Source organism: Wolbachia endosymbiont (group A) of Cydia amplana (genome assembly GCF_964028495.1).
Lineage (GTDB): Bacteria > Pseudomonadota > Alphaproteobacteria > Rickettsiales > Anaplasmataceae > Wolbachia > Wolbachia pipientis.
The window spans coordinates 770,351-795,397 of sequence record NZ_OZ034792.1; the positions used below are offsets into that span (position 1 = coordinate 770,351).

The 25,047-nt window shown below is 36.2% G+C and carries 25 protein-coding genes, 1 pseudogene and 1 riboswitch; of the genes and pseudogenes, 6 read left to right on the top strand and 20 right to left on the bottom strand.

What is annotated here, in order from left to right; translation table 11 throughout:
• Positions 1 to 37 precede the first annotated feature (37 nt).
• Positions 38 to 1,036: a pyruvate dehydrogenase complex E1 component subunit beta gene (locus ABWU40_RS03745; RefSeq protein ID WP_015588962.1), complete on the top strand. Its 999-nt coding sequence runs from the start codon at positions 38 to 40 to the stop codon at positions 1,034 to 1,036.
• Here ABWU40_RS03745 and ABWU40_RS03750 read toward each other — a convergent pair.
• Entirely contained in the window at positions 1,012 to 1,392 is a 381-nt protein-coding gene (locus tag ABWU40_RS03750; protein ID WP_015588961.1) for a TrbC/VirB2 family protein, read from the bottom strand. The genes ABWU40_RS03745 and ABWU40_RS03750 overlap by 25 nt on opposite strands.
• A gap of 101 nt (positions 1,393 to 1,493) precedes the next feature.
• Here ABWU40_RS03750 and ABWU40_RS03755 point away from each other — a divergent pair, with 101 nt between their 5' ends.
• The gene (locus tag ABWU40_RS03755) at positions 1,494 to 1,736 is read left to right on the top strand and encodes a hypothetical protein (protein WP_141457193.1); all 243 of its coding nucleotides are present in this window, start codon (positions 1,494 to 1,496) and stop codon (positions 1,734 to 1,736) included.
• Positions 1,737 to 2,118: 382 nt separating this feature from the next.
• Here the strand turns inward: ABWU40_RS03755 and ABWU40_RS03760 are convergent, their stop codons facing one another.
• From ABWU40_RS03760 to pgsA, 14 genes and pseudogenes are all read right to left on the bottom strand, one after another.
• Positions 2,119 to 2,523: a hypothetical protein gene (locus ABWU40_RS03760; protein WP_209452301.1), complete on the bottom strand. Its 405-nt coding sequence runs from the start codon at positions 2,521 to 2,523 to the stop codon at positions 2,119 to 2,121.
• Positions 2,524 to 3,488: 965 nt separating this feature from the next.
• Positions 3,489 to 5,285: a translation elongation factor 4 gene (gene lepA, locus ABWU40_RS03765; protein ID WP_015588959.1), complete on the bottom strand. Its 1,797-nt coding sequence runs from the start codon at positions 5,283 to 5,285 to the stop codon at positions 3,489 to 3,491.
• 79 nt (positions 5,286 to 5,364) lie between these two features.
• Positions 5,365 to 6,768 carry a malonyl-CoA decarboxylase gene (locus tag ABWU40_RS03770; protein WP_015588958.1) on the bottom strand — a complete coding sequence of 468 codons (1,404 nt, stop codon included), beginning with the start codon at positions 6,766 to 6,768 and terminating at the stop codon, positions 5,365 to 5,367.
• A 1,001-nt stretch (positions 6,769 to 7,769) separates the two neighbouring features.
• Positions 7,770 to 8,405, bottom strand: a complete 636-nt coding sequence (locus tag ABWU40_RS03775) for a transposase (protein WP_081600764.1) — start codon at positions 8,403 to 8,405, stop codon at positions 7,770 to 7,772.
• The gene (locus ABWU40_RS03780; RefSeq protein WP_141456678.1) at positions 8,389 to 8,718 is read right to left on the bottom strand and encodes a transposase; all 330 of its coding nucleotides are present in this window, start codon (positions 8,716 to 8,718) and stop codon (positions 8,389 to 8,391) included. Before ABWU40_RS03780 ends, ABWU40_RS03775 begins: the two co-directional genes overlap by 17 nt.
• Before the next feature lie 374 nt (positions 8,719 to 9,092).
• Positions 9,093 to 9,785, bottom strand: a complete 693-nt coding sequence (locus ABWU40_RS03785) for a thiamine diphosphokinase (protein WP_010962623.1) — start codon at positions 9,783 to 9,785, stop codon at positions 9,093 to 9,095.
• Positions 9,766 to 10,041, bottom strand: a complete 276-nt coding sequence (locus ABWU40_RS03790; protein ID WP_006280002.1) for a SemiSWEET family sugar transporter — start codon at positions 10,039 to 10,041, stop codon at positions 9,766 to 9,768. The genes ABWU40_RS03785 and ABWU40_RS03790 overlap by 20 nt, the downstream gene beginning before the upstream one ends.
• Positions 10,030 to 10,132: riboswitch (TPP riboswitch) on the bottom strand. (Overlaps the previous gene by 12 nt.)
• A 76-nt stretch (positions 10,133 to 10,208) precedes the next feature.
• The gene (locus tag ABWU40_RS03795) at positions 10,209 to 11,054 is read right to left on the bottom strand and encodes an SPFH domain-containing protein (protein ID WP_141457374.1); all 846 of its coding nucleotides are present in this window, start codon (positions 11,052 to 11,054) and stop codon (positions 10,209 to 10,211) included.
• A 7-nt stretch (positions 11,055 to 11,061) separates the two neighbouring features.
• Positions 11,062 to 12,002: pseudogene (locus ABWU40_RS03800) on the bottom strand (M23 family metallopeptidase).
• On the bottom strand, positions 11,999 to 12,739 hold the full coding sequence (locus tag ABWU40_RS03805; protein WP_015588955.1) for a YebC/PmpR family DNA-binding transcriptional regulator: 741 nt from the start codon (positions 12,737 to 12,739) through the stop codon (positions 11,999 to 12,001). Before ABWU40_RS03805 ends, ABWU40_RS03800 begins: the two are co-directional and overlap by 4 nt.
• Positions 12,740 to 12,799: 60 nt before the next feature.
• A complete protein-coding gene (locus ABWU40_RS03810; protein ID WP_015588954.1) occupies positions 12,800 to 13,507 on the bottom strand; it encodes an outer membrane protein assembly factor BamD in 708 nt (235 codons plus the stop codon).
• A 60-nt stretch (positions 13,508 to 13,567) separates the two neighbouring features.
• On the bottom strand, positions 13,568 to 14,125 hold the full coding sequence (locus ABWU40_RS03815) for a hypothetical protein (RefSeq protein ID WP_246039528.1): 558 nt from the start codon (positions 14,123 to 14,125) through the stop codon (positions 13,568 to 13,570).
• A 28-nt stretch (positions 14,126 to 14,153) separates the two neighbouring features.
• Entirely contained in the window at positions 14,154 to 14,516 is a 363-nt protein-coding gene (locus ABWU40_RS03820) for a hypothetical protein (protein ID WP_246039529.1), read from the bottom strand.
• Positions 14,517 to 14,627: 111 nt separating this feature from the next.
• Entirely contained in the window at positions 14,628 to 15,170 is a 543-nt protein-coding gene (gene pgsA / locus ABWU40_RS03825) for a CDP-diacylglycerol--glycerol-3-phosphate 3-phosphatidyltransferase (protein ID WP_015588952.1), read from the bottom strand.
• Between the two features lie 134 nt (positions 15,171 to 15,304).
• Here pgsA and ABWU40_RS03830 point away from each other — a divergent pair, with 134 nt between their 5' ends.
• Positions 15,305 to 16,627 carry a malic enzyme-like NAD(P)-binding protein gene (locus tag ABWU40_RS03830; RefSeq protein WP_015588951.1) on the top strand — a complete coding sequence of 441 codons (1,323 nt, stop codon included), beginning with the start codon at positions 15,305 to 15,307 and terminating at the stop codon, positions 16,625 to 16,627.
• A gap of 14 nt (positions 16,628 to 16,641) precedes the next feature.
• Here the strand turns inward: ABWU40_RS03830 and ABWU40_RS03835 are convergent, their stop codons facing one another.
• Positions 16,642 to 17,514, bottom strand: a complete 873-nt coding sequence (locus ABWU40_RS03835; RefSeq protein ID WP_080717615.1) for a P44/Msp2 family outer membrane protein — start codon at positions 17,512 to 17,514, stop codon at positions 16,642 to 16,644.
• Positions 17,515 to 17,678: 164 nt separating this feature from the next.
• Between ABWU40_RS03835 and ABWU40_RS03840 the strand changes: the two genes are divergently transcribed.
• Together ABWU40_RS03840 and grxD are read left to right on the top strand one after the other, a co-directional pair.
• Positions 17,679 to 17,903, top strand: a complete 225-nt coding sequence (locus tag ABWU40_RS03840) for a BolA/IbaG family iron-sulfur metabolism protein (protein ID WP_015588949.1) — start codon at positions 17,679 to 17,681, stop codon at positions 17,901 to 17,903.
• Between the two features lie 9 nt (positions 17,904 to 17,912).
• Positions 17,913 to 18,236, top strand: coding sequence for a Grx4 family monothiol glutaredoxin (grxD, locus tag ABWU40_RS03845; protein ID WP_006280013.1), 324 nt, complete (start codon positions 17,913 to 17,915; stop codon positions 18,234 to 18,236).
• A gap of 194 nt (positions 18,237 to 18,430) precedes the next feature.
• Here grxD and fumC read toward each other — a convergent pair whose 3' ends face one another.
• From fumC to murC, 4 genes are all read right to left on the bottom strand, one after another.
• Positions 18,431 to 19,825 carry a class II fumarate hydratase gene (fumC, locus tag ABWU40_RS03850; RefSeq protein WP_015588948.1) on the bottom strand — a complete coding sequence of 465 codons (1,395 nt, stop codon included), beginning with the start codon at positions 19,823 to 19,825 and terminating at the stop codon, positions 18,431 to 18,433.
• Positions 19,826 to 20,300: 475 nt separating this feature from the next.
• Entirely contained in the window at positions 20,301 to 21,323 is a 1,023-nt protein-coding gene (cgtA, locus tag ABWU40_RS03855; protein WP_174515741.1) for an Obg family GTPase CgtA, read from the bottom strand.
• Entirely contained in the window at positions 21,311 to 22,585 is a 1,275-nt protein-coding gene (gene eno / locus ABWU40_RS03860; protein ID WP_015588946.1) for a phosphopyruvate hydratase, read from the bottom strand. The genes cgtA and eno overlap by 13 nt, the downstream gene beginning before the upstream one ends.
• 4 nt (positions 22,586 to 22,589) lie before the next feature.
• The gene (gene murC / locus ABWU40_RS03865; RefSeq protein ID WP_015588945.1) at positions 22,590 to 24,086 is read right to left on the bottom strand and encodes a UDP-N-acetylmuramate--L-alanine ligase; all 1,497 of its coding nucleotides are present in this window, start codon (positions 24,084 to 24,086) and stop codon (positions 22,590 to 22,592) included.
• Between the two features lie 26 nt (positions 24,087 to 24,112).
• Between murC and ABWU40_RS03870 the strand changes: the two genes are divergently transcribed.
• On the top strand, positions 24,113 to 24,787 hold the full coding sequence (locus tag ABWU40_RS03870; RefSeq protein ID WP_015588944.1) for a septal ring lytic transglycosylase RlpA family protein: 675 nt from the start codon (positions 24,113 to 24,115) through the stop codon (positions 24,785 to 24,787).
• Positions 24,788 to 25,047: the final 260 nt, after the last annotated feature.

Below are 25,047 nucleotides of genomic sequence, written 5' to 3' on the forward strand. Positions count from 1 at the left end.
TATAGTTACTTTAGTTAAAGTCTATAAAAGTTTATAAATGGCAACCTTAAGTGTAAGAGAAGCTTTATGCACAGCAATTAGAGAAGAAATGCAAAACGACTCTGATGTGCTTATCATGGGTGAAGAAGTTGCAGAGTATGATGGTGCTTATAAAGTAACGAAAGGATTACTGAAAGAGTTTGGAGAAAACAGAGTAGTTGATACGCCTATTACCGAACATGGATTTGCTGGCCTTGCTGTTGGAGCGGCATTTGCTGGATTAAAGCCAATAGTCGAGTTTATGACTTTTAATTTTTCTATGCAAGCTATTGACCAAATTGTGAATTCCGCAGCAAAAACAAATTATATGTCAGGCGGACAACTTGGATGCCCTATAGTATTTCGTGGACCAAATGGCGCTGCAGCAAGAGTTGCTGCACAACATTCTCAATGCTTTGCAGCTTGGTATTCGCATATACCGGGGTTAAAAGTAATAGCACCCTATTTTGCCTCAGATTGCAGAGGTCTGCTTAAAGCTGCAATTCGTGACCCTAATCCGGTAATATTTCTAGAAAACGAAATAGCTTATGGACATGAGCATGAAGTTTCTGACTCTGAGCTATCAAACAAAGATTATCTACTTGAGATAGGCAAAGCTGCTGTTATACGGGAAGGAAAGGATGTAACTATCACTGCTTTTTCATTAAAATTAATGGATGCCTTAAATGCAGCAGATTTACTTTCGAGTGAAGGTATAGAAGCTGAAGTTATTGACCTCAGAACCTTAAGACCACTTGACACTCAAACTGTTATTAACTCTATTCAGAAGACTAATAGGTTAGTTAGTGTAGAAGAAGGATGGCCATTTGCAGGAATAGGAGCAGAGCTGTCAGCCGTTATTATGGAACAAGGATTTGACTACCTTGATGCTCCAGTTGTACGTGTAACTGGCAAGGACATCCCCTTACCTTACGCTGCAAATCTAGAAAAAAAAGCATTACCGCAAGTGGAAGATATAGTTGAAGCCGTGCATCAGGTCTGTTTTAGAAAAAAATAGTTCTTTTTTGTGTCTCCTGTTCCGCATTGGTCCATCAAAGAAGTATTTCCAGTGCCGCCTATACCACCCATTACTTTTATGACGATAGTTTTAGCACCGAAAAATACAGCACAAAATATACCGAGTGCAAAAAGAGCTGGCCATGGCATTCTACCAAATATCGCAAGCAAAGCTGCACCTATTATCACTACGGTCATAAGCGGTCCGCCTATTCCCCAAACGTAGCCAATAATGTTACATATTACTTGAGCAGTTGTATCAGTATTAGTGTCAGCGGCAGCACTCCCAACATGAGAAAAAGAAATAAATAATACTATAAGAAAAATATTGAAAATTCTCTTGATTGTAGGATTCATCTCTATACCTTAAACTTAGATATTGTAATTATATCTAAAATAGTATAATTTTTAGTAAAACTAGCATAAAGATTGAATAACAAACGGTGCCACAAAAGTAGTTGACACACAACTGCACGAACATTGTGCTACCAGGAGGGCAATGCTTCCTTCTCCTGTCATCCAAGTGCCCTCTTTTTGTCATGAAAGTAGCTGACACTGATTTCCATCCAAGAAGGTGTCATCCAACTCCCCTGTCATCCCAGTGCTTGACACTGGGATGGCTTTGTTGCATCGCTAGCTATGATGGATTAAAGATAAAAAAGGTGGAGAATATCAGTAGCTTATTATTCTGGTATTTATAACAAGAACGGTCAGTGAATACCTAAATTTGAGTAAAAGAAATTTCACTACCACTCACTAATCCGGCTAAAATTCAAGAATTTCAATGCTTTAGCTATTTTCAATAGAATTAAATTTATTAATATAAATAACAAATTACTATTCTTAAATTTGATCAGATTGATTGCAAAAAAACAAGATTTTCAATAAGTTGCTTATAATCCTAATTATAGTTAGCCTTTCATAAGTAGCGATGCAACAAAGCCCACTGGGATCCAGCCTTTCTGCAATCTCATCGAAAACGTTGTAACCACTTTCTATGCTAGTTTGCTTGTGAGCAACCTGGATCCCAGTGTCAGCTACTTGGATGACAAAAAAAGGAGCACTGGGATGACATCTTTATATTTAGGGCAAAAGAGGTACTTTCCGCTCATTTTTAACATTTCCTTCTTTTGCTTCATCCACTTTAGAGTCTGGTTCTTTATGTGTATCAGTCACAGATTCTTTTTCTGCTTGCATTATTTTACCTGATATGTACTCCTTAGCTTGCTTAGCGAGATCGATTACAATAACTACTCCAATTGCAGTTGCAATCGTAAGTGCTAGTGCATGTATTCCTACTGCAGGTAAGGACTCTAGTGCTGCTGATAAAGATGATAAGGAATCTACTTTACATATTGGAAAAACACCACTTACAGCGATAAAAGCTCCAGCTATGATGTTTCCAATAAACAGTAAAAGAGAAGTTAAGAACAAGTGCTGATAATTTTCAGGCTGTTGAGACAATCCTTTCGATGTTATTGAAAGCAAAATGTAAGCTACTATTAATGGTATTATGGAAATAGCACCAACGATACCACCTACTATACCTACTACCAGAGGTGACGGAGTAGTAAGGCTTAATATAATAAGTGGGAGAGATATAATTGATAGTATTATATAAATTACACCTACTGTTTTCAGAAGAGATAGAAATCCTTTTGAATCTAAGTGTTCTTTTTCCCTTAAATAATATAAAGAAAATGCTTATACACATTATAGCACAAAGTATTACTGCTGCTATTTTTATTATAGCTGCTGATATAAGTGCTGCTAAATAGGCTATATCCATTATCATTTTACCACTAAACTTAATAACACTGCAATTATCACATACCATAATAAAAAAGTCAACTCTATAGCTAACCCAAGAAAGGTTTCCCACGTCATACCGCGATTCATTCGCGGTATCTCTTAGCCGCTAACAAGCAGCGGGATGACGGTTGTCGTTTAGCCATAAACATTAAGAAATTTACCAAATAAAAAAAAAGGCAAAAGAAGCCCCGTGGTTGGCTAATTACTTACATTATACTTTCAAGTATGGCGTTTTTTTATTCTAAATGCTTAATAACCGCGATTTAGTTGCTTTTAAACCGCAACTAATCTAAATTAGAAACATTAAGAAATTTACTAAACAGAAAAAAAGGCAAAAGAAACCCTAGGGTAGCTAGTTATTCACTATCCATTTTTTAAGTTGGCGTTTTTTTATGTTTTAAACGCTTTATAAGCGCGTTTCAGCTTATGTAGGTAGAAGTTTGATAAAGACATAAGGTGCACATAGTGCAAAAAATTAAACATGAGACGCCAGATACGTGAGTTTTTTTGTCATTTAATCTGTACAGAGAAGATAAATAAATAGCTTCAGTTTCATGATAAGGGGGCTGGCGGAGTTTGTCAAGTAAGTTTTTTCGTTTCTAACGGTTGTTGCCAAAAACTATACAAGAAGTCTTTTAAGATCAATCACTTATCTTCAAGGCTTGAATAAAAGCATTCTGTGGAATATTTACGTTCCCTATAGAATGTAACCTTTTTTTACCCTTCTTTTGCTTTTCAAGTAGTTTCATTCTTCGCGTTACATCTCCACCATAGAGTTTAGCTGTTACATCTTTTCTGTATGGGTTAATCGTTTCTCTGGCAATAATTTTTCCGCCCACTGCCGCTTGAATCGCGATTTTATATTGCTGACGTGGTATTAGATCCTTCAAGCGTGCACATATTTCACGCCCCCTTTTTTCTGCCCTACTTTTGTGAACGATACAAGCCAGTGCATCTACGGGCTCTCCATTAATTAAAAAGCTTAATTTATCTATTTGGCTTACCAGATAGCTGGAAATTTCCCAATCCAAACTTGCATATCCTTTGGAAATTGATTTTAATCGATCATAAAAGTCAAAAACAACTTCAGATAGTGGTAATTTATATCTTAACAATGCTGTTGTTGTGTTACCAATGTAAGATAAATCCTCCTGTTCTCCCCTCCTTTCTTCACATAGAGATAGAATCTCTCCCAAGTATTGGTCAGGGACCATTATTGTTGCAGTAATCCACGGCTCTTCCACAATTTCAATTTTCGTTGGATCTGGCATATCACTTGGGTTATGAATATTCAAAACTTCACCACTTCGTGTTGTAACCCTATATATAACACTCGGTGCAGTTGCTGTTAGGTCTAAATCAAATTCTCTCTCGAGCCTTTCTTGAATAACTTCAAGATGCAACATTCCCAAAAAACCACAACGAAATCCATAGCCTAGTGCATTTGAAGTTTCAGCTTCGAAGGTAAAACTTGCATCATTTAAATGTAACTTTTCTAGAGCTTCTCTTAGATATTTAAAATCATCCGTTTTATGAGGAAAAATGCTACAAAATACCACAGGATGCACTTCTTTAAATCCAGGAAGTGCTTTACTACAAGGTCTCTTTTCCTCAGTGATAGTGTCCCCTACCTTGCAGTCTGCTACTTCCTTCATTGAAGCAGTTATAAAACCAACTTCACCCGCTGAAAGTTCACCCGTCATCACTTTTTTAGGGGTGAAAATACCGATATTATCTATCTGATATGTAGCATTATTAGACATCATAACAATTTTCATGCCTTTTTTTAGCACTCCATTTTTAACTCGCACTAAAATTACTACTCCTAAGTAAGTGTCATACCAACTATCAACTAAAATTGCTTGCAATGGAGCATTGACATCACCTTGAGGAGCTGGAAGTTTTGCTACTATTGCTTCCAGTACATCTTTTATTCCAAGTCCAGTTTTTGCTGATATTAAAACTGACTCACTTGCGTCAATGCCAATTACTTCCTCAACCTGGAGTTTTACCTTTTCTGGATCTGCAGCAGGAAGATCAACTTTATTGAGCACAACTATTATTTCATGGTTGTTGTCAATAGCTTTATATACATTTGCAAGGGTTTGTGCTTCAACGCCCTGGCTACTATCTACCACTAAAAGTGAACCTTCACATGCGGCTAAGCTTCGACTTACCTCGTAAGAAAAGTCAACGTGACCTGGGGTGTCCATGAGATTTAGGCAATATTGATTACCGTCGTTTGCCGTATAATTGAGTTTTACCGTCTGTGCCTTAATTGTAATCCCACGTTCGCGTTCTATATCCATTGAATCGAGTATTTGATTGGTCATTTCTCTTGCTTCAAGGCCGTTACATTCCTCTATTAAACGGTCAGCAAGCGTTGACTTACCATGGTCTATATGCGCTATTATTGCGAAATTCCTTATGTTGTTCATTTATGGCCCACTATACTTAATTAGTGAAACTATTTTACATTTTAAGTGTTGTGAGGGCAATCCTTTATTAAGAGACTATTTACTCCTTCAACATAGACGACACTTTTTTCGAGCAGGAAATCACTTTATTAACCATATAGTTTTCATGATTATTATCTATTTTAGGCAACTCATATAGATAATTTACCATCATCCCGGCTGACTGACTAATACCCTTTTCAGAAGTATCCGCCATCCAGTTTAATTGTTTTATTGATGCGCCATTGCTTAAATGAAAATGCGCCACCGGGTCATAAGTATTTCCATTACTATTATTCACTTTTAGTAAATAATATGCACATAGTTTAAGCATGTATTGTTTAGTTTCATTTGTACATTCAACATTAGTTTTTAATTGCTCTGCACTTTCTAAAATTTCTGCACTAGATTGTTTTATATTTAGTTTGCCCAATAAAGTGACATCTTGGTTTAGATTGTTTTTTAGCCATTTCGTAAAGCCAGGTATTGGAGAAAGAGTTGCATATGTTTTTATACTTTTAAACTCCTGTGATAGCTTTTCTACAACCCTTTTGATCAAAAAATTACCAAGGCTGATTCCAGATAACCCTGCTTGAGTATTTGATATTGAATAGAATATAGCAGTGCTCGCATTACTCGGATCATTTGAAGGTACTGACTCATCTAAAAGGTGTTGAATGCTATCTGCAATCTTATCCACCAATGCAACCTCTACAAAAATTAGAGGTTCGTTTGGTATCTTGTAATGAAAAAAAGCAAAACAGAGACGATCAGAGTCTAGTCTGTTTTTTAGGTCGCCCCAAGAGGAAATTTTATGCACAGCTTCATATTTTATAAGTTTTTCTAGCAATGATGCAGGTGAATCCCAGGTGATTTGACGAAGATCGAGTAGATCAACATCAACCCAAGTATAGAGTATATTTTTTAATTCGCTCTCTAGTGGATTCAAGCTTCTATATTGGTTCTTTAGCTTAAGCACATCAGAACGCATATCAACAATAAACTTAAGGCCTTCTGGTAAAGAAATAAATTGCTTTAATATTTTAGAACGCGGTGATTCAAGAATTTTTATTAAATCCTGTTCAAATTTATAGTTTAACTCGGGATCTTGGTTTTTCTTATACTCTCTAATTTTCTCATCTATTTCCGCTTTATTCGGATTAAATTTTTCTGCCAGGGTTTGTAGAAATTTTATTTTACCTTTCTCTGATAAGCTTAAGTACAAGTTACCAAGAGATACAGCGTTTTTACGTGCTGAAACCTCCCCTCCCTTTGGATTTAAGCACTCGTTCATCTTCAAGACTAAACTATCGATATCGCGACTGTTGCTTAAATCAGGACTGATGTTACCAATCCACGATCTTACAGCATCTGCCACTCCACCTAGTATTTTAAAAAAGCTTCTTACCGCCTTTTTGTCTTCAACTTTCACTATATCAGTTTTTACCAATGATTCTTTTGTCATAGATTCCCTTTATTATACATAGCTAATGCAAGTCAGGGTCATACCGCCGCGGCATCTCTAGAACCCGCTAACAAGTAGCGGGATGACGAATTTGTCGTTTGTCAAATCGTCGGTAAACCCAAGTTATTTTAGCTACATATAGCTTAAGTTAAAGGAAAATTTTAGCTACATAGCAGGCACTATTACTGAATTATTAATAATTCAGTAATACAATAGACTTCTTGCACTACCTCCCAAGCCACAACTGTCATTCAGTAGAAACAAAAACTTCCTTGACAAACTCCGCCAGCCCCCCTATCATGAAACTGAAGCTATTGTATTTGCTTTCGCCAATCTGCAGATTAAAAGGTAAGGATTACTTAATGTATCGGCGTCTTATGTTCAATTTTTTGCAGTATATAGATACTGTATGTCTTTACAAAACTTCATCTACATCTAGATTTTTATCTAAATAAGCTGAACGCGCTTATAAAGCGTTACAAGACATCAAAAAATGCCAATACTCGACAGAGATAGTAAAAGACTAGCTAACTCGGGGATTCTTTGTCTTTTTTTCTGCTTAGTAAATTTCTTAAACATTTGCAGCGTAGGTTAGTTGCAATTAAAAGCGGCTGAATCTCGCTTGTCAAGCGTTTAAAACATAAAAAACGCCAATATTTTAAAGCGGATAATAACCTCAGGGCTTCTTTTGCCTTTTTTTTCGTTTGGTAAATTTCTTAATGTTTATAGCTAAACGACAATCGTCATCCCGCTACGTGTTAGCGGGATCTATGCTTTGAGATACCGCGAATAAATCGCGGTATGACGGTTAAGTAGGGTGTCATCCCAGTGCTCCTATGATGTCATTCCAGTGCTTGACACTGGGATCCAGCCTTTCACGCAATCCCATCAAGAACGTTGTATTTTACATAACACTTTTATGCTTACCAACTTAATAAAATTCCTGGATCCAAGTGGGCTTTGTTGCATCACACTTTATGAGATGGTGATTTATGGTAAATTCATGTAACTATCTCAAATTTAGCCATACCAATATCAGTGAATTTATTAAGCAAATAGCATTTGATTAGCAGTTCTTTTTCTCGATTTATCTCAGATTTATTCCTAAAACTAAATCCGAATATTTGCTTTAATCTTGAGAAAAACCCTTCAATATAAGATCTTTTCCCATAATTTACTTCTTTTTTCCATTCTTTCATGCCATCTTCACCGTATAATTTTATTAACCTAATAGCAGCATTCCTGTCAGACATATAATCTATTTCTGGATGTTCTGCCGCATTGTTTATTGGTGGAATTTTTGTCTTTATATCATATTCGTTACACAACTTATAAAACTTGTGCCTATCACATGCTCTATCTGCATATAGTGCTTTTATGGCATGCTGAAAATCAACTTCTTTTAGCAAATCACAAGCTCCATAGTGATCAGAGTAGACACCGTTACTGTATTTTACAGCTATGGCTTTTTTGTTGTTTATATTCAACATTACGTGCAATTTTCTCGTTTGCTCATAGCCACGATATTTTCTGTCAGTGCTATTTTCCTTGCTGTGACCAGGAGTGTTGTTGTATATACTAATTCCTGTACTGTCTATAGCAATTTCGATATCTTCCATATTATTTTCTGCAATCATTTATCTTAATATTAAGTTTCTTAAACCTTCTTGATGCTTGTGAATAGCTGATAACTGCCAAATCTCTTCCTATTTGTTGCAAATACCCTTTTATAAACCCGACTGTTTGTCTTAAACCAATTCTAAAGAAACTGACGATTATATGCACCAAAATCACAACTTTATCACTATAAATATAGTTGCCGCCCTGCATTTTTGGACAATTCTCGTACCAATTTTCTATGGCGTCATTGATATAACAAAAAATGCTTCCTCTTTCTTGGAGAAATTTGTTATATTCATGGCAGTTACTGACTCTCATTTTTTGTGGCATATTTTTTCTTCAACAGTTAAATGGCTATTTATAATGAATTTTGTCAGTAACTGCCAGTTCTTTTCACTTGAGCGATGCAACAAAGCCATCCAAGTGTCTGGGCACTGGGATGACAGGCTAGCCTGACAACCGTCATCCCTGTAAAGATCAAGTATCCCACTACGTGTTAGCGGATGAGATACCGCGGCGGTATGACGGTTAAGCAATTCGTCATCCCGCTGCTTGTTAGCGGCTAAGAGATACCGCGGCGGTATGACGTAGGACTGCTGTCATTCAAGTAGCTGAAACTGGAATGACACGTCATAAAGGAACCAGTGTCAGCTACTTGGATGATACCTTTTTTCTACTTAGTTTGGGTTATGCAAGAAGTCTATTTACTTCTTAACTTGACGCACATGATGTCTTGCAGCATCATCTACTGTCTCTAAATAAATCATTGCTAGACATATACCACTGTGTACTTCTACGGATACCTTATTGCCTAAACTTCGATTAAAGCAAGAATTTTTTCCCGGAAAAGCAAGATTACTAAGGTGCAGTTCCCATTTTAATCCTTTAGTTGATATTTGAGCTCTCGGTATACCAAGTAAAGATATTTTAGTATTTTTTGGCAAAGAAAAAAAATGGGTAATACCTTTTTGTAAAGTGTAACCTACCATGGGAGGTGAAGGTGTGTAAAAGATACTGCCCGTACTTAGAAAAATGTTAATATTCTGTAGTATGTGATCAATTGCTCCTCCAGTAATACCCGTTACTATTGATGGCAATAACTTTACTGTTTTTAAGTGAGCCATTGCTTTAGAAAAGTCGCAATAATCTTGATCAGGTAGATATATCGTATTCAAATTAGCACGTAAATCCAGATTTACGCTATCCAAATCTCCTACTACAAGATCAGGTTTTACGCCAATTGATAGAAGCTTGTTTGCTCCTCCATCTACAGCAATAATAGGTATATCTCGTTTAAAAAACGATGAGCTCGGTATTTTTCCATTTAGCACTACAATAGAACGATATTGTTGTTGTGTACTGCAGTGCAGCACATGATCATGGTGCAGGTTTTGCATCGTAGTAACATTTTTGAATAATTGATATTATGCTAATCACTAATCCAGCAATATTGCTAAGCACCACAAAAATTGAGCTCTGGTAAAGACCATAGCCAATCCAAGACAATGAACAAATAAGATAGTTTACTAACATTAACATCGATACATCACGAGTAACTTTAGTGATATATGCTTTATATACTTGAGGTGATAATCCAATTAGAGATGCAATTAACGCAATGAAGCCGAAGCATTCTTCAATATTTATATACATACATTTTCCTACGCTTGCTTTAACAATATCAGGTTCAAAGGGTTGTACTTTATGTACTCTCAGCTTTTCTAGAGCACCCCTAATGCGTGTAATTTATAACATCATTTAGTCTATTAATCAAGAAATTAATAGTGACTTGCATTTATGAAACCCAATCGGCTCCGATGCTAATTATTATCTAAACTAATCTTCGGTTGTGCATCTTGCTCAGAGATTAGGGCAACCAACAAATTATTTATCAATTGAACCTTTTGCTTGCCATCTAATTGTAAGCTTTTGTTTTTTTCAAAATGAGCTATTACTTCCTCGACAATTCCTATTGCATTTTGCACTATATGCCTTCTTGCCGAAGTGATAGCATGTGCTTGTTGACGCCTTAACATTGCTTGTGCAATCTCGGACGAATACGCCAAATGCGATATTCTTGCTTCTGTAATCTCAATTCCTGCAATATCTAATCTTTGTTGTAACATTGACCGCAATTCATCTGAAATTTTATCAGAATTTTTACGTAAAGACTCCTCATCGCTTTCGCTATCATACGGATAATTGCTTGCTAATTCTCTTATTACTGAGTCACTTTGTACAAAAACAAATTCGTGATAGTTGTTAACATTATAATACGCCTTCGCCGGGCTGTTCACTCTCCAAACAATCACTGCTGAAATCTCTATTGGACTTCCATTGGCATCATTCACTTTTATTTTTTCTGTGTTGATATTTTGAAATTTTAGGGAAACTATATATTTGCTTGAAAAGGGAAGCGTTACACATATTCCAGACTTAAAATAAGTTCCAATATAATGACCAAAAAACTCTATCACTCTTGCTTCATTAGGGTCATTAATAAAAAATCCTTGAAGAAAAGTCAAAATTGAAACGGCAGCAACTCCAAGTGCAATTGTGCTGTCATATGCCAAAAAAAGCAGCGATAAAATTAATCCTAGCGCTATTAGTACAGGAAAAAACCGGAGTTGACTTAAATTTCTATCGTTTATCGTATTCTTATCCATATTGTCTTTAAACTTCTTTTTCACTTGAACCCTCTCTGTTGATCGTTTTATTTATCTTATTTACAAATAGTTTAAACTCTCTTAATTCATGATCAGGCAATTTTACTTCAGTTTTATGCGCTATCGTAAGCGGATCGATGTGTTTGCCGTTATATATAACTTCGTAATGTAAATGAGGTCCTGTTGCAACACCAGTGCTACCAACATAGGCGATGACCTGCCCCTGCTTTACTTTAGAGCCTAACTTTATATCGCCACTAAATCTACTTATATGCGCGTAACAGGTTGAATACTCATTTTTGTGTTTTATTTTGATGTAATTTCCATAGCCACCATTCTTTCCTATATATTCTATCACACCCTCTGCAGCAGCGTATATGGGAGTGCCAAGTTTAGCTGCATAATCCACTCCTTTGTGAAAAGCAATTTTACCGCGAACAGGATGCTTTCTATTGCCAAATTTTGAGGATATGCGATAATCTCCATTTAAAGGATTTGCAAAAATTTCGCCATTTTTTAAGCTTATTCCTTCTTTATTAAAATACCTTTCTTTGCCGTCTTGTGATTTATAATGATATAAACTAATAGCTTTTTTGTTTATTGTCAGTGAAGCATATAAAATTTTTTCTTCAGTCTTCTGATTATTAGGCAATCTCTCAAAAAGAACCTCCAATTTACTCTCTGGCACAATGTCTTTTTTAAAATCAACACCAAAATCTTTATATATGTTGATCAATTTCACCACTGTATTTGGCGCCAACCCTTCCGTGGCAAAAAAGGAAGATTTTATGGTACTGGATATGAATAACAACTTTCTATCACTTTCTGTCGTCAAAGTAGCTTTTTTTTTTTTCTGATTCCATGCTGGAATGGCTGTGCAAGATCTGTTGATGTTTCAGTAGCATATGCTGGTAAAATACAAAGCAATACAAATATTACCAGCCTCATAGCTTATCAACAAAAGTAAAATTACCTTCCACATACTGTACATCATCATTATCTTCCAGCTCTTCAACCAATGCAGATAATTTATCAATCAACTCTTTATCGCTAATTTCAATCAGATCTTTTGGCTGCCATGAAAGACGAGCAAGTTCTGGTTCTCCGAATTTTGCATAAAAGGCATCGCGTACTTTACCAAAATCTTTTATTTCACAAGTTATAACGTGTAATCCTTCTTTGTCATTTTCCTCAATATTCAATACTTCTAATTCGATTCCATGACTGAATAAATCGTCAAAATTCACACCCTCTGCTTTATAGACGATTAAGCCTACATGATCGAAAAGGTAACTAACACTTCCTGTTTCTCCTAAATTTCCACCTTTACGAGAAAAGATATAACGTACCTCAGAAGCAGTACGGTTGCGGTTATTAGTCAAGGCATGGACAATGAGTGCAGTGCCAGAAGGCCCATGACCTTCATATTGGATTTCCTCATAATTTTCTCCAGCAACGTTACCAGTTGCATTTTTTATTGCTGTTTCTATTTTATCTTTTGGCAAATTTTCCTTGCGCGCAGCAAATATAGCAGAACGAAGGCGTGGGTTGAGTTCGTGATCGGGTAGCCCTTGCTTTGCAGCAACTGTTATTTCTCTAATCAGCTTCGTAAATTTTTGAGAGCGCTTTGCATCCTGAGCGCCTTTCCGATGTTTTATATTTGAAAATTGTGAATGACCAGCCATATTCAAATAGTTAAAAATCTAAATTATATATCAAAGCATAGAAAAAGCTAAAGCAAATTTTCAAGCCTCCGGCTTGGCATCTTGTAGGTTTTCTGCTAATAACATACTTTCATACTGCTCAGCTTCTAAGTCAAGGCCAATAGCTGAATGGACTGCTATTAAATAGTTAATAGATTTAGAAAAATATTTAGAATCCTTATAGCTTGCCATATTCTGGAAACGCTTAATTGCTGCTAAATATTCACCACGCCTCAGGTAAAATTTACCGATAGAATACTCTTTTGTTGATATATGCTCTGTGATTAGCTTTGTTTTTTCCTTTATCTCGTCTACATATTCGCTGCCTGGAAAGAGATTAATGTATTCTGTAGCCAGCTCTAAAGTTTTATATGCAGTTTGCTGTCCAAGTTGCACTTTATTAATTTGCATGTAATAAGATAATACTCTTAAGTAGTATACATATGGTAAATCTTCACCATTTGAATAAACATATATATAATCAGCCATATCACTTGCAGCACTGCTATAGTTACCCATATTATAGTGAGAAACTCCAGATAATAATTTCGCTTTCATTGCCCAATAAGACAAAGGATACAAATCCTCTATCTTGTGAAATGCCCTAATAGCTTGTTTATATTTTTTCTGGTCAAAAAGTTCAACTGCTTCTTCATATAGTTCAGTTTCAGTTTTTTCAAGATCATCCGCATACGATTGTGTAAAGGAGCAAATTAGGAAAATAAAGCACGTGATTAAAGTCTTATACATAAGATTTTTTTCGATCAAAATAAAGTATAGACCTAAATATTACTTAAATAAATAAATTTCTTAGGCAATAGCCGGCCCTTCTTCTTTATAACTACGGTCAGAACTACCTGCATTTCTTGATTCACCTCGTCCTTCCACTTTTGGATCTTTCAGCGTCTTGCTGTAGGAATGTATAGTTAAGATCTGTACAGCCATAAAAATTGCAATACCTATCAAGCCTAAAGTAGGTCCAACAGCAGGATTTAAGGACGATGCTAATGCCATTAACATTATCCTTCTTATTAAAAATATAGAAGAACCAGCAAGCGCCAATCCGGCTACAGATATATTGCTAGTTTTCTTGCTAGATTTCTCATCAAGATCAGACTTTTCTGTTTCCTTTTTCTTATTTTTTTCATGCTTATCAATATAAGAAACAAGAGTTGCAAGAAAAGCAATTGCATTGGCAAGAAATAAAATTGCATCCTCTGCTGCTTCAAGTGAAGATGTTTCACCCATTATCATACCTACAATAACCAGTGCAGTTGTTATAGCCTCAATATAGATCAAACACTGACCTATATCAGAAATATTGTGCTCTTTTTCCTTTACTTCCTCTCCATTTTCAATAATCTCCAACTCTCGTTCTTTTTGTGCTATCTTCCTATTATTGTAAATTAAATATAGCGTACAAATAAGAGATAAGACTGTAAACTGTAAAAGGTAATATAGTGTGGCTTAGCGCGCCACTTATCACGCCAAGTAATACCTGATCGCTACATATTTTTTCCAGTTCAATAGCCATAAATAATGCAAATGGAACCATTGTTACCAATGATACACATTGTCTATATAGCTCTCTTTTTTTTAGTGCTAATAGTTCTTGTTCTAGCCTTTCTCTTTTGACTTCTTTATCAACTGTTGGCCAAAAATCCCAAAAAAACTCTTCTAATGGTTCAAAATCTCTTTTTTTCTTATTCTTTCCTGGAACCTTTTTGGTAGAAGAAAATTTGCCACTAGGTATTTTCATAATATTAACCTAATTAGTTGTAAGTTAATACAATTATACACCTTTTTGCTTTCTGAGTCAATATCACTAAGATATTAACTACTCTTGTCTATTAACTATTTCCTAGGAGATTTAACCAATCTGTTTGATGCCGGCTAGGATATAATTATAGCCTGACCACATAGTTATAATAGCTGCAACCCATAAACAAATCGCACCTGTATATTGAATCATATAATAATCGTTCATTATTAGCGCTACTACAGCAACCATCTGCAAAAATGTTTTAATTTTGCCAGCTTTGCTTACAGGTAGACTAACATTTGTAGCTATCAAAAACTCCCGCAAACCCGAGACTAATATCTCCCTACAGATGATGATAATCGATGGTACTATTGTAAAATCATTTATCTTCTGCTTATAAACTAGCATAATTATCGTTGAAACCACTATTAATTTATCAGCAATTGGATCAAATAGCTTGCCAAATTTTGATTGGACTTTCCACGCACGCGCCAAGTAACCATCAAAAAAATCCGTAATGCACGCAAACACAAAGATTGATATTGTTATCAGGCCTGCATATTTATTTTCTATATAAAAACTTAATATTATTGCTGGTACTGCAAGCGCACGAGAAATTGTAAGCAAATTAGGCACGTTTTTCTTAAGCATGTAATACCATTCTACGTAGTAGGTAAACTTATACAGAAGTACACCAGAGTTCACAAGCTAATAGTTTACAATTGAACATTTATAAAAACTCCATATACTTAAAAAATATAAGCTTAAAATATAAGGATGTAATGATGAACGATGATTTAGATAGTACCACAAAACAAGAGGCACTTAATTATCACAGTAGAGGTGGTAAGCCTGGTAAAATTTCAATCATGCCAACAAAACCTTTATCTACCCAGTATGATTTGTCACTTGCTTATTCCCCTGGCGTTGCAGCTCCGTGCCTTGAAATAGCTAAAAATCCTGAGGTTATTTATGATTATACGGCAAAAAGCAACTGTGTTGCTGTCATTTCAAATGGCACTGCAGTGCTTGGACTTGGTAATATCGGTCCTCTTGCTGCAAAACCTGTCATGGAAGGCAAAGCTGTTTTATTTAAGCGTTTTGCTGATATTGATGCAGTTGATATAGAAGTTGGTACAGAAAATATAGAAGATTTTATCAATGCAGTAAGGTACCTTGGGCCAAGTTGGGGGGGGATAAATTTAGAGGATATAAGATCTCCCGATTGTTTTATAATAGAGAAACGTCTGAATGAACTGATGGATATTCCAGTGTTCCATGATGACCAGCATGGAACTGCAGTGGTTGTTGCAGCTGGTATAGAAAATGCTCTTGATATTGTCGAAAAGAAATTAGAGGACGTTAAGATCATTATGAATGGTGCTGGAGCAGCCGGTATTGCATGTTTAGAAATACTAAAGTCCATGGGCGCTAAAAATATAGTGCTGTGTGATAAGCAAGGAGTAATATACAAAGGTAGAAACGAGGACATGAATGAGTGGAAGGAAAAATATGCAATTGATACTTCCGAACGTTCTCTACTTGATACAATAAAAGGCGCTGATGTATTCATCGGACTATCTGCAAAAGATGTGTTAAATGAAGAGATGTTAAAGAGTATGGGCAAAGACCCGATTATTTTTGCTCTTGCCAATCCCGATCCAGAAGTAAGGCCTGAGTTTGCAAAATCTGTGAGGCCAGATGCAATAATTGCAACTGGTAGGTCAGATTACAACAACCAAGTCAACAACGTAATGGGTTTTCCTTATATATTTAGAGGGGCACTTGATGTACATGCAACAACAATAAATGATGAAATGAAAATTGCAGCTGCAGATGCAATAGCAAAGCTTGCCCGTGAGCCAGTACCAGGTGAGATATCTGCAGTCTATGGCGGTCGTAAAATGGGCTATGGACGTGAATATATAATACCTACTCCATTTGACCCAAGATTAATTTCTATAGTAGCTCCTGCTGTTGCAAAAGCCGCAGTTGATTCAGGTGTTGCAAGAAAGGCAATACAAGATTGGAGTAAATATGAAAATCAATTAAAATCTCGTCTTTCTAATGTTCTCAGCACGCTGAATTTACTATCTTCACATATGTAATTTATTGGATAAAGTTAAAAGTGATAAACCAACCCAAACTCTAAGCCATATATGCCAAACCTATTGGTAATGGTTGCAGTTGTTGATTCAACACGTGCAGTTTCATCAACTTTACTTCCTCCACCGGCAGGAATATATCCTTCACCAGCTAGTATCTTTATTCCTGGTACAATATCTTTAAATTGGTTATCAAGGATACCAAAATAGCGTAAACCAGCAAATGCTTGAGTTTGTGCTGTAAGTTGGTGATTGATACCAAGTTTTGCTTGGTAAGCCAAGGCATATCTGGTTTTTCCTAGAAATTTAACCCTAGTTACACCTGCACCAATACCAACATATGGGGTGAATGGCATTTTTGCTATATTAAAATCACGATATACATTGACCATTCCAGCTAAGTTATTAAAACCTTCATTTTTCATCTTAAATGCAGCTCTGAACTCTGCTTCAACACTACAATTTTCTTGAATGTGAATATCAACCTTTCCACTTCTCCAAGGTGAATTGCATTCCGCTCCAGTAGACGCATCATTGTGACGACGAAGTTCAATATATCTTGCTTTTTTCTTATCTGAATAATCTTCATCATATAAGTTAGTCTGAGAATATAAGCCTTCAAACTCAACTCTCATATTTTTGAATAAATACCCTATTGCAGCACTACCGGCAAACCCTGGAACATATTTAGGACTGTATCCAGCTTCAATTCGCTCCTTCTTATTAAAACTAAAAACCCCCTCTGTTATATTGTCACCTGCATCTTCTTTTCCTTCTAGAGAACCTATTGCATTGAAGAATGCTCCAAAATAGTTAGCTTTGATGTAAACATTCTCTAAGTTATTTATTTTATCATCGTAAGATAAGCACCTAAATGAAAAAGTTAGCAAAACCAAAGATATGTGAATTTAAATCTTTCGCCCACCACAAAGCCTCCCTGCATAACTTGTCATTCCATTATTATAGTATGCTTCTATTTTTTATGATAGCAACTTTTTATTGCGCTCAATCGTTTTAGATTTATAATGAAAGTATTGTAATTTAAAGCAAATCAATGACTATTGCAATTCACGAATTAGAGAGGATCATCAAACAATCGTTCCCCGACGCTGATATAAAAATTCATGATCTTGCTGGAGATGATGACCATTATCATTTAAAAATAAACTCCAAGTGTTTTCTTGGAAAGACAAAAATAGAACAGCATAAAATGGTATATAAAGCTCTGGAAGGTCAGTCTATACACGCCTTGCAACTGGAAACTAATACTTTAAAATAAGGTGAATTTATGAGCAATTTTGAACAAATAAAAAAAGATATAACAGAAAATGATGTGGTATTGTATATGAAAGGCACTTCTGATTTTCCTCAATGCGGATTCTCTGGACTCGTCGTGTCAATCCTAAAAAAATTGAACGTGAAGTTTAAGTATATTAACGTGTTGGAGAATGATGAAATACGTGAATCTATAAAAAAGTTTTCTGATTGGCCAACAATTCCACAATTATATATAAAGGAAGAGTTTATTGGTGGTTGCGACATCACTCGCGAGATGTACGAAAAAGGCGAACTGCAAAGTTTATTGAAGGAAAAAAAAATTATTGCGGAATAAGTACCAAGAAACCAGTGCCCAGACGCTGGATAACGTAGTATAGCTATGAAAAAGGATCTTATGTCTTAAACCGTATCCGTTCAGGGGAGCGGCAAAATAAGGTAGACAAAGCAAGATAATAATGTTGATGTTAACACTATTGTCAAGTTTACTGGCCTTTCTATTAGTGAGATTGAAGAATTAAGTGTGAGCGGTTACAAATAATTTACCATTTCTTCTGGTTTCACTATCCTTTCAAACTCTTCCTCAGTGAGCAGTTGAAGTTTTGCTGCTGCTTCTTTTAGAGTGATATTTTCTTTATAAGCAAGCTTCGCTATTTTTGCTGCATTGTCGTACCCTATATGCGTATTTAATATAGTGACCAACATCAACGACTGATTCAGTAAATCTTTTATCCTCTCTTCATTTGCTTTAATACCAACTACACATTTTTCTGTAAAATTTAAACTTGCGTCAGCTAAAAGTCTTATAGACTGCAAAACATTGTAAATTATCACTGGCTTAAACACATTCAATTCAAAATGACCGTTTGAACCACTAATGGTTACAGCAACATGATTTCCCATAACTTGAGTGCATACCATAGTCACCGCTTCACACTGAGTTGGATTCACTTTACCTGGCATAATTGAAGAACCAGGCTCATTTTCCGGTAACATTATTTCCCCAATTCCGCATCTTGGACCAGAACCAAGCAGCCTTATATCATTTGCAATTTTCATTAAACTGACTGCTACTGTATTGAGTGTTCCACTGAGCTCAACTAAAGCATCATTTGCTGCTAGCGCTTCAAATTTATTGCCTGCTGAAGTAAATGGAAGGTTAGTAATTCCTGCAACTTGCTTTGCAAAATCTTCAGCAAAACCCTTTTTAGTATTGAGTCCCGTGCCAACCGCAGTGCCACCTTGTGCAAGCTCATATATATCACTTAAAGTTGATTTTACTCTCTCTATCCCCTTTTTAATCTGGGCTGCATAGCCAGAAAACTCCTGTCCTAGTGTTAGGGGCGTTGCATCTTGCAGATGAGTACGTCCTACTTTTATTATATCTTTAAATTCCTGAACCTTATTATCCAGCACCTTATGCAATTTTTCAAGATTTGGAATAAGCAAGCGGTTTATCTGGTCTGCTGCTGCTATATGCATTGCTGTTGGAAAGGTGTCATTTGACGACTGACCATAATTCACATGATCATTTGGATGTATCGGAGATTTACTACCCAAATTACCACCTAAAATCTCTATTGCGCGATTGCTGATCACTTCATTCATATTCATATTAGTCTGCGTTCCGGATCCGGTTTGCCAAACAACAAGCGGAAATTCATTATTAAATTTGCCATCTATTACTTCCTTTGCGGCTGCGCAGATTGCGTCCCCTACCTTATTATCTATGCTACCCTGCTTCATGTTAACATGTGCTGCTGCAAGTTTTACTATTGCTAATGCTTTAATCAGAGGCTCTGGCATTTTTTCTGTGCCAATCTTAAAATTTTCTAAAGAACGCTGAGTCTGCGCTCCCCAGTAATGTTCACTTGGTACTTTTACTTCCCCTAAGCTGTCTGATTCTATTCTCGTCTTTCTATCCATATTTTCCTCCTGGTGTTATGCAAACTGGTTCACTACATAATTTTTTCATGCCTACTTCTTGGTTAATTAAATCATACTAGATCCAAGTAGTCAAGTGTACGAACATTGCAATTTTCAGGTAACTTGCATGGTAGATGTACAACTGTACGAACATTGTCTAGCAGGAGGGTGTCATCCCAGCGCCCCTATGATGTCATCACAGTGCTTGACACTTGGATCCAGAAATTTTATTAAGTTGGTAAGCATAAAAGTAGCCGTTTTATGTTAAAATACAACGTTTTGATGATTATGAAAAGGCTGGATCCCAGTGTCTGGGCACTGTGATGACACCATCTGCCACGCAAATTGCCTGCAAATTGCAATGTTCGTACAGTTGTGTGGTAGATGCAAGTAGCTGACACTGGGATTTGTTGTGTTTAACAAAAACAAATGTTCGTACAAATATATTCTAGTTATATGATAAAATAAATGAAATTCACATCTTAAAAGGATCATATACATCGATTTCCTTAGAATTACTCTTTTTCAATTTTTCACTTAATAATCTTAAAATAGGCTGTAAATCACCATTAATTGATAAGCACAGCACTTCTTTATTGAGATAATTAGCTAGGTGATTCTTCTTTTCCAGAATTTCTGCTTCCCTCAATAAGTCGCATTTGTTTAATACTACAATCTCTTCTTTTTCAACAAGATCACTATTGTAAAGTTCCAATTCATTATGGATACAACTATAAGCCGAAACAACGTCATCGTGAGTTACATCGATTAAATGAAGTAAAATTTGACACCTTTCTATGTGCTTTAAAAATTTATGCCCGAGCCCAACTCCAAGGTGAGCATCAGTAATTATTCCAGGAATATCTGCTATTACAACTTCGCTATCATCCACTTTTACCATGCCTAAATGAGGTCTTACGGTGGTAAATGGATAATCGCCTACTTTTGTATCGGAATTTGAGCAGCGAGTCAAAAATTTTGATTTACCTGCGTTTGGCATGCCAATAATTCCAACATCTGATAAAACTTTTAGTTTTAATAATACATGTTTTTCTTCGCCAGGCTGACCGTAAGTAAAATGTCTTGGTGCCTTATTAGTAGAAGATTTAAAATTAGTATTTCCAAGTCCACCTTTTCCACCCTGTGCTACTTGAAATTCCATACCAGGCTTGTCAAGGTCTACTATTATCTCTTCACTTTCTTCATCAATTATTTGTGCACCGACTGGAACTTTAAGTATAACGTCTTTCCCTGCTGTGCCAGATCTATCCCTGCCTGCACCATTTTTTCCACTATCTGCTTTAATGTGTCTTCTATAACGAAAATGAAGCAAAGTGTTGAGATTAGCGTCGCTGATGAAAACTATGTTTCCACCCTTTCCTCCATTACCACCATTTGGACCACCAAATTCAACGAACTTTTCTCGACGAAAACTTGCACAGCCATCACCACCGTCACCGGCTTTTAAACACAATTTTACTTCGTCTATAAAACCCATGCTAACCCACGATAATATTTAGCATCCTTTCCTAACGTGCTTTCTATTCTCATTAGCTCATTATACTTCGCGAGTCTATCAGAACGCGATAGCGACCCGGTTTTTATTTGCCCGCAATTTGACGCAACTGCTATATGAGATATTGTTGTGTCTTCTGTTTCACCTGAGCGATGAGAAACAACAGCTTTATAGCCATTTGATTTTGCCATTTCAATTGCATTAAACGTTTCTGTTAACGTCCCTATTTGATTTGGCTTGATCAGTACAGCATTTGCCATTTTTTCCTCTATTCCTTTACGTATTAGTTCACAATTTGTAACAAATAAATCATCCCCGACCAATTGAATTTTATTCCCTAGTTTTGCAGTAAGCAATTTCCAGCCTTCATAGTCGTCTTCACTCATTGCATCTTCTATAGAAATTATTGGATATCTTTCCACAAGGTTACAATAATATTCGGTTAACTCTTCTGAAGTAAGCCCCTTACTTTCAAATTCGTAAATTCCATCTTCATAAAAAGTAGATGAAGCAACATCAAGGCCTAGTGCAAAATCACTTTGCGCTGAATAACCTGCTGATTCTATAGCGTATATGATCAAATCAAGTGCTTCTTCAGTACTTTCAATATTTGGTGCAAAACCACCTTCATCCCCTACATTTATGCTATAACCTTTTTTCTTAAGAATGCTACGTAAGTTGTGGAATACCTCCGCAGATATTCTAATCGCTTCGCTGAAAGTCTCAGCACCGACCGGAAGAATCATGAATTCTTGGAAATCGAGCTTATTGTCTGCATGTACTCCACCATTAATTATGTTAATGAGTGGAACCGGCATAACACTCGTCTGCTTTCCTCCCAAATATCTATATAGCGGCATTTTGAAACTGTTTGCTGCTGCTTTTGCAACTGCAAGAGACACACCCAAAGTTGCATTTGCTCCAAGTTTTGATTTGTTTTTTGTTCCATCCAGTTCAATTAATGCTTTATCAATTGCATTTTGGTCCGCTGCATTCATTCCAATGATTTCATCTGCTATTATCCCATTTACAGCTTGAACAGCTTTCAGCACTCCCTTACCACAATACCTTTTCTCATCTTGGTCCCTGAGTTCCAAGGCTTCTAATTTACCAGTTGAAGCTCCAGAAGGTACAGATGCCCTGCCTATTGCGCCATCACAGAGCTCAATTTCTACCTCAATAGTGGGGTAACCCCTGCTATCTAAAATTTCTCTTGCAAATACGTTATTGATTATCTTATTCATTACATTAAACCTTAACTTCCGCAATAAGTGCTGCAGTTTCTTTTGCTAGCTTAGCTATATTACTACCAGCACCAATAAATAATACTATATCACTTGGACTTGTCGAATCACTAATAAAATGTGAAATGAGCAAAGCATCATTCATAATTTTTGTGTTATTAAATCCATTACTGATTAAAGCTTTTTGTATATCATCAATCCCACAACCAGGAATAGGATTGTCTTCTGGGGGATGAACAGGAGTGAGGATGACATAATCAAACATCATGAAAATTCGTATGAATTCATCAAAAAAATTACGAATGCGGGCAAAACGAAGTGGTTCGATAATTCCTATTACTTTTCCTTTAGTAATCGAACGTGCAGCCGTTAAAGTTGCATATATTTCATTTGGATGATGGGCATAATCCTCAATTAACTTAACACCTTTAATATCGGCAATCAAAGAGAATCTTCTTGCTACTCCTTGAAATTCCAAAAGGCCTTTTTTAATCTCTGCATCGCTAATTCCGAGCTTTATCGCAACTGATATTGCAGCTAGGGCGTTGCTTACTTTGTGAATTCCAATTGCATTTGATAGTACTATGTTTTTTAAAGGGCTGGATCCCAGTGTCACGCACTGGGATGACATCTCTGTACACTTTCCTTTTGTCATTCCAGCACGTAATGCTGGAATCCAGTTGTTCAACACATCAAATTCTATGCTGTTAGCATGCTGTTTAATGTTGCTGGCTCTTATGCTACCATTCTCAAACCCAAACGTTATAGAATTACCCGCATCATAATCGATGTCTACAGAATCAGGTAAAACTGCAGAACCTGCATTATTCACGAATTGGGAAAATGCATTTTTGATATTATCAAATGTGCCGTAATAATCTATGTGGTCATTGTTGATACTTGTTATGACAGCAATCTTTGCAGGGATTTTTAGCATAGTTCCATCAGACTCATCAGCCTCGATCAGAAAAGTGTCACTCCCTCCAAGTTTGAAGTTGCTCTTATAGGAATTTAATATCCCTCCTACAGTTACAGTCGCATCAATGCTAGAATGATCAAAAATGGAAGCAATCATAGCGGTTGTTGTTGTCTTTCCGCTTGAACCTGAAACCGCTATCACATATTTATCTCTTAAAAGTTCAGCAAGCATGTCTGATCTATGCAAAACGATTTTATTGTTATTTTTTGCCGCAATTAACTCCACATTATCAGATTCTATCGCAGAAGAATATACAACTATTTGAGCTTGGCTTATATTATCAGCATTGTGACCAATGTAAACTTCTATACCCAGCTTTTGTAATCTATCTACATTGTTGTTTGACTGCGCATCACTGCCTTGAACTTTGTAATTGGAATTGTGAAGAATTTCAGCAATGGCACTCATTCCGATTCCACCTATACCAATAATATGTATTATTCCTTCTTGAGTTTTGTTAATATTTAGCAGTAGATGTTTACTCATTACTAAATTTATTATAGTATAATTTAAAATCCTCATAGTATCGAACCCTCTTACCGAATACAATGATAAAAAACCTAGCCTTCCTATGTCTAATATTCGTTTTGATGAGTAGTTGCAGTTTTAGCAACAGGTTTAATTGCACTGCAGGTCATTACAAAATTGGCAGCAGCTACACAATAAATGGTATAACTTATTATCCAAAAAACTGTAAACACTATGAAGAGATAGGGACAGCGTCGTGGTATGGAATAGAAGATCATGGCACGCTTACAGCAAATGGTGAAGTGTTTAACCGTCACTTGATCTCTGCAGCGCATAAGACTTTGCCCCTACCCTGCTTTGTTCTTGTCACTAATTTAGAAAATGGAAGAAAGCTTGTTACAAGGGTTAACGATAGAGGACCATTTATTGAAGGTAGAATAATAGACTTATCAGAAAAAGCAGCTCAAGTCTTAGGATTTCATAAATCTGGGCTTGCAAAAGTAAAAGTCCAATACCTAAGAAAGATGTCAGAACAATTGATACAAAATACTCCTCATTACAGAAAGCAGTATGAAAAAGAAATACAGAAACGTCACCCAAAACAAGACAGTGCAGAAAGTAAGGGATATGTTGCATTTTTTAAAAGTGCTCAGGCTGCTAAATCAGCTGCATCAAAGCTTCGCAATCAAGGAATAAAAAATGTTAGATTGCTTTTTAAGAACGATCAATATTGCGTGAAAGTGAGTTATAGGTAGTGGTGAGTGCAGAATTTGAAAAATTTGGTTAATGTCAGAAACGCTGGCTAACTATTGTAAGTTAAAAATGTGATATAAAAAAGATATCAACAATTTATAGCTATACCACCGCGATATCTCTTAGCCGCTAACACGTAGCGGAATGACGAGCTTATCGTCACGCCACCGCTAACCGTCATACCGCGATTTATTCGCGGTATCTCAGCCGCTAACAAGTAGCGAAATGACAGCAATCCTACGTCATGCCGCCGCTAACCGTC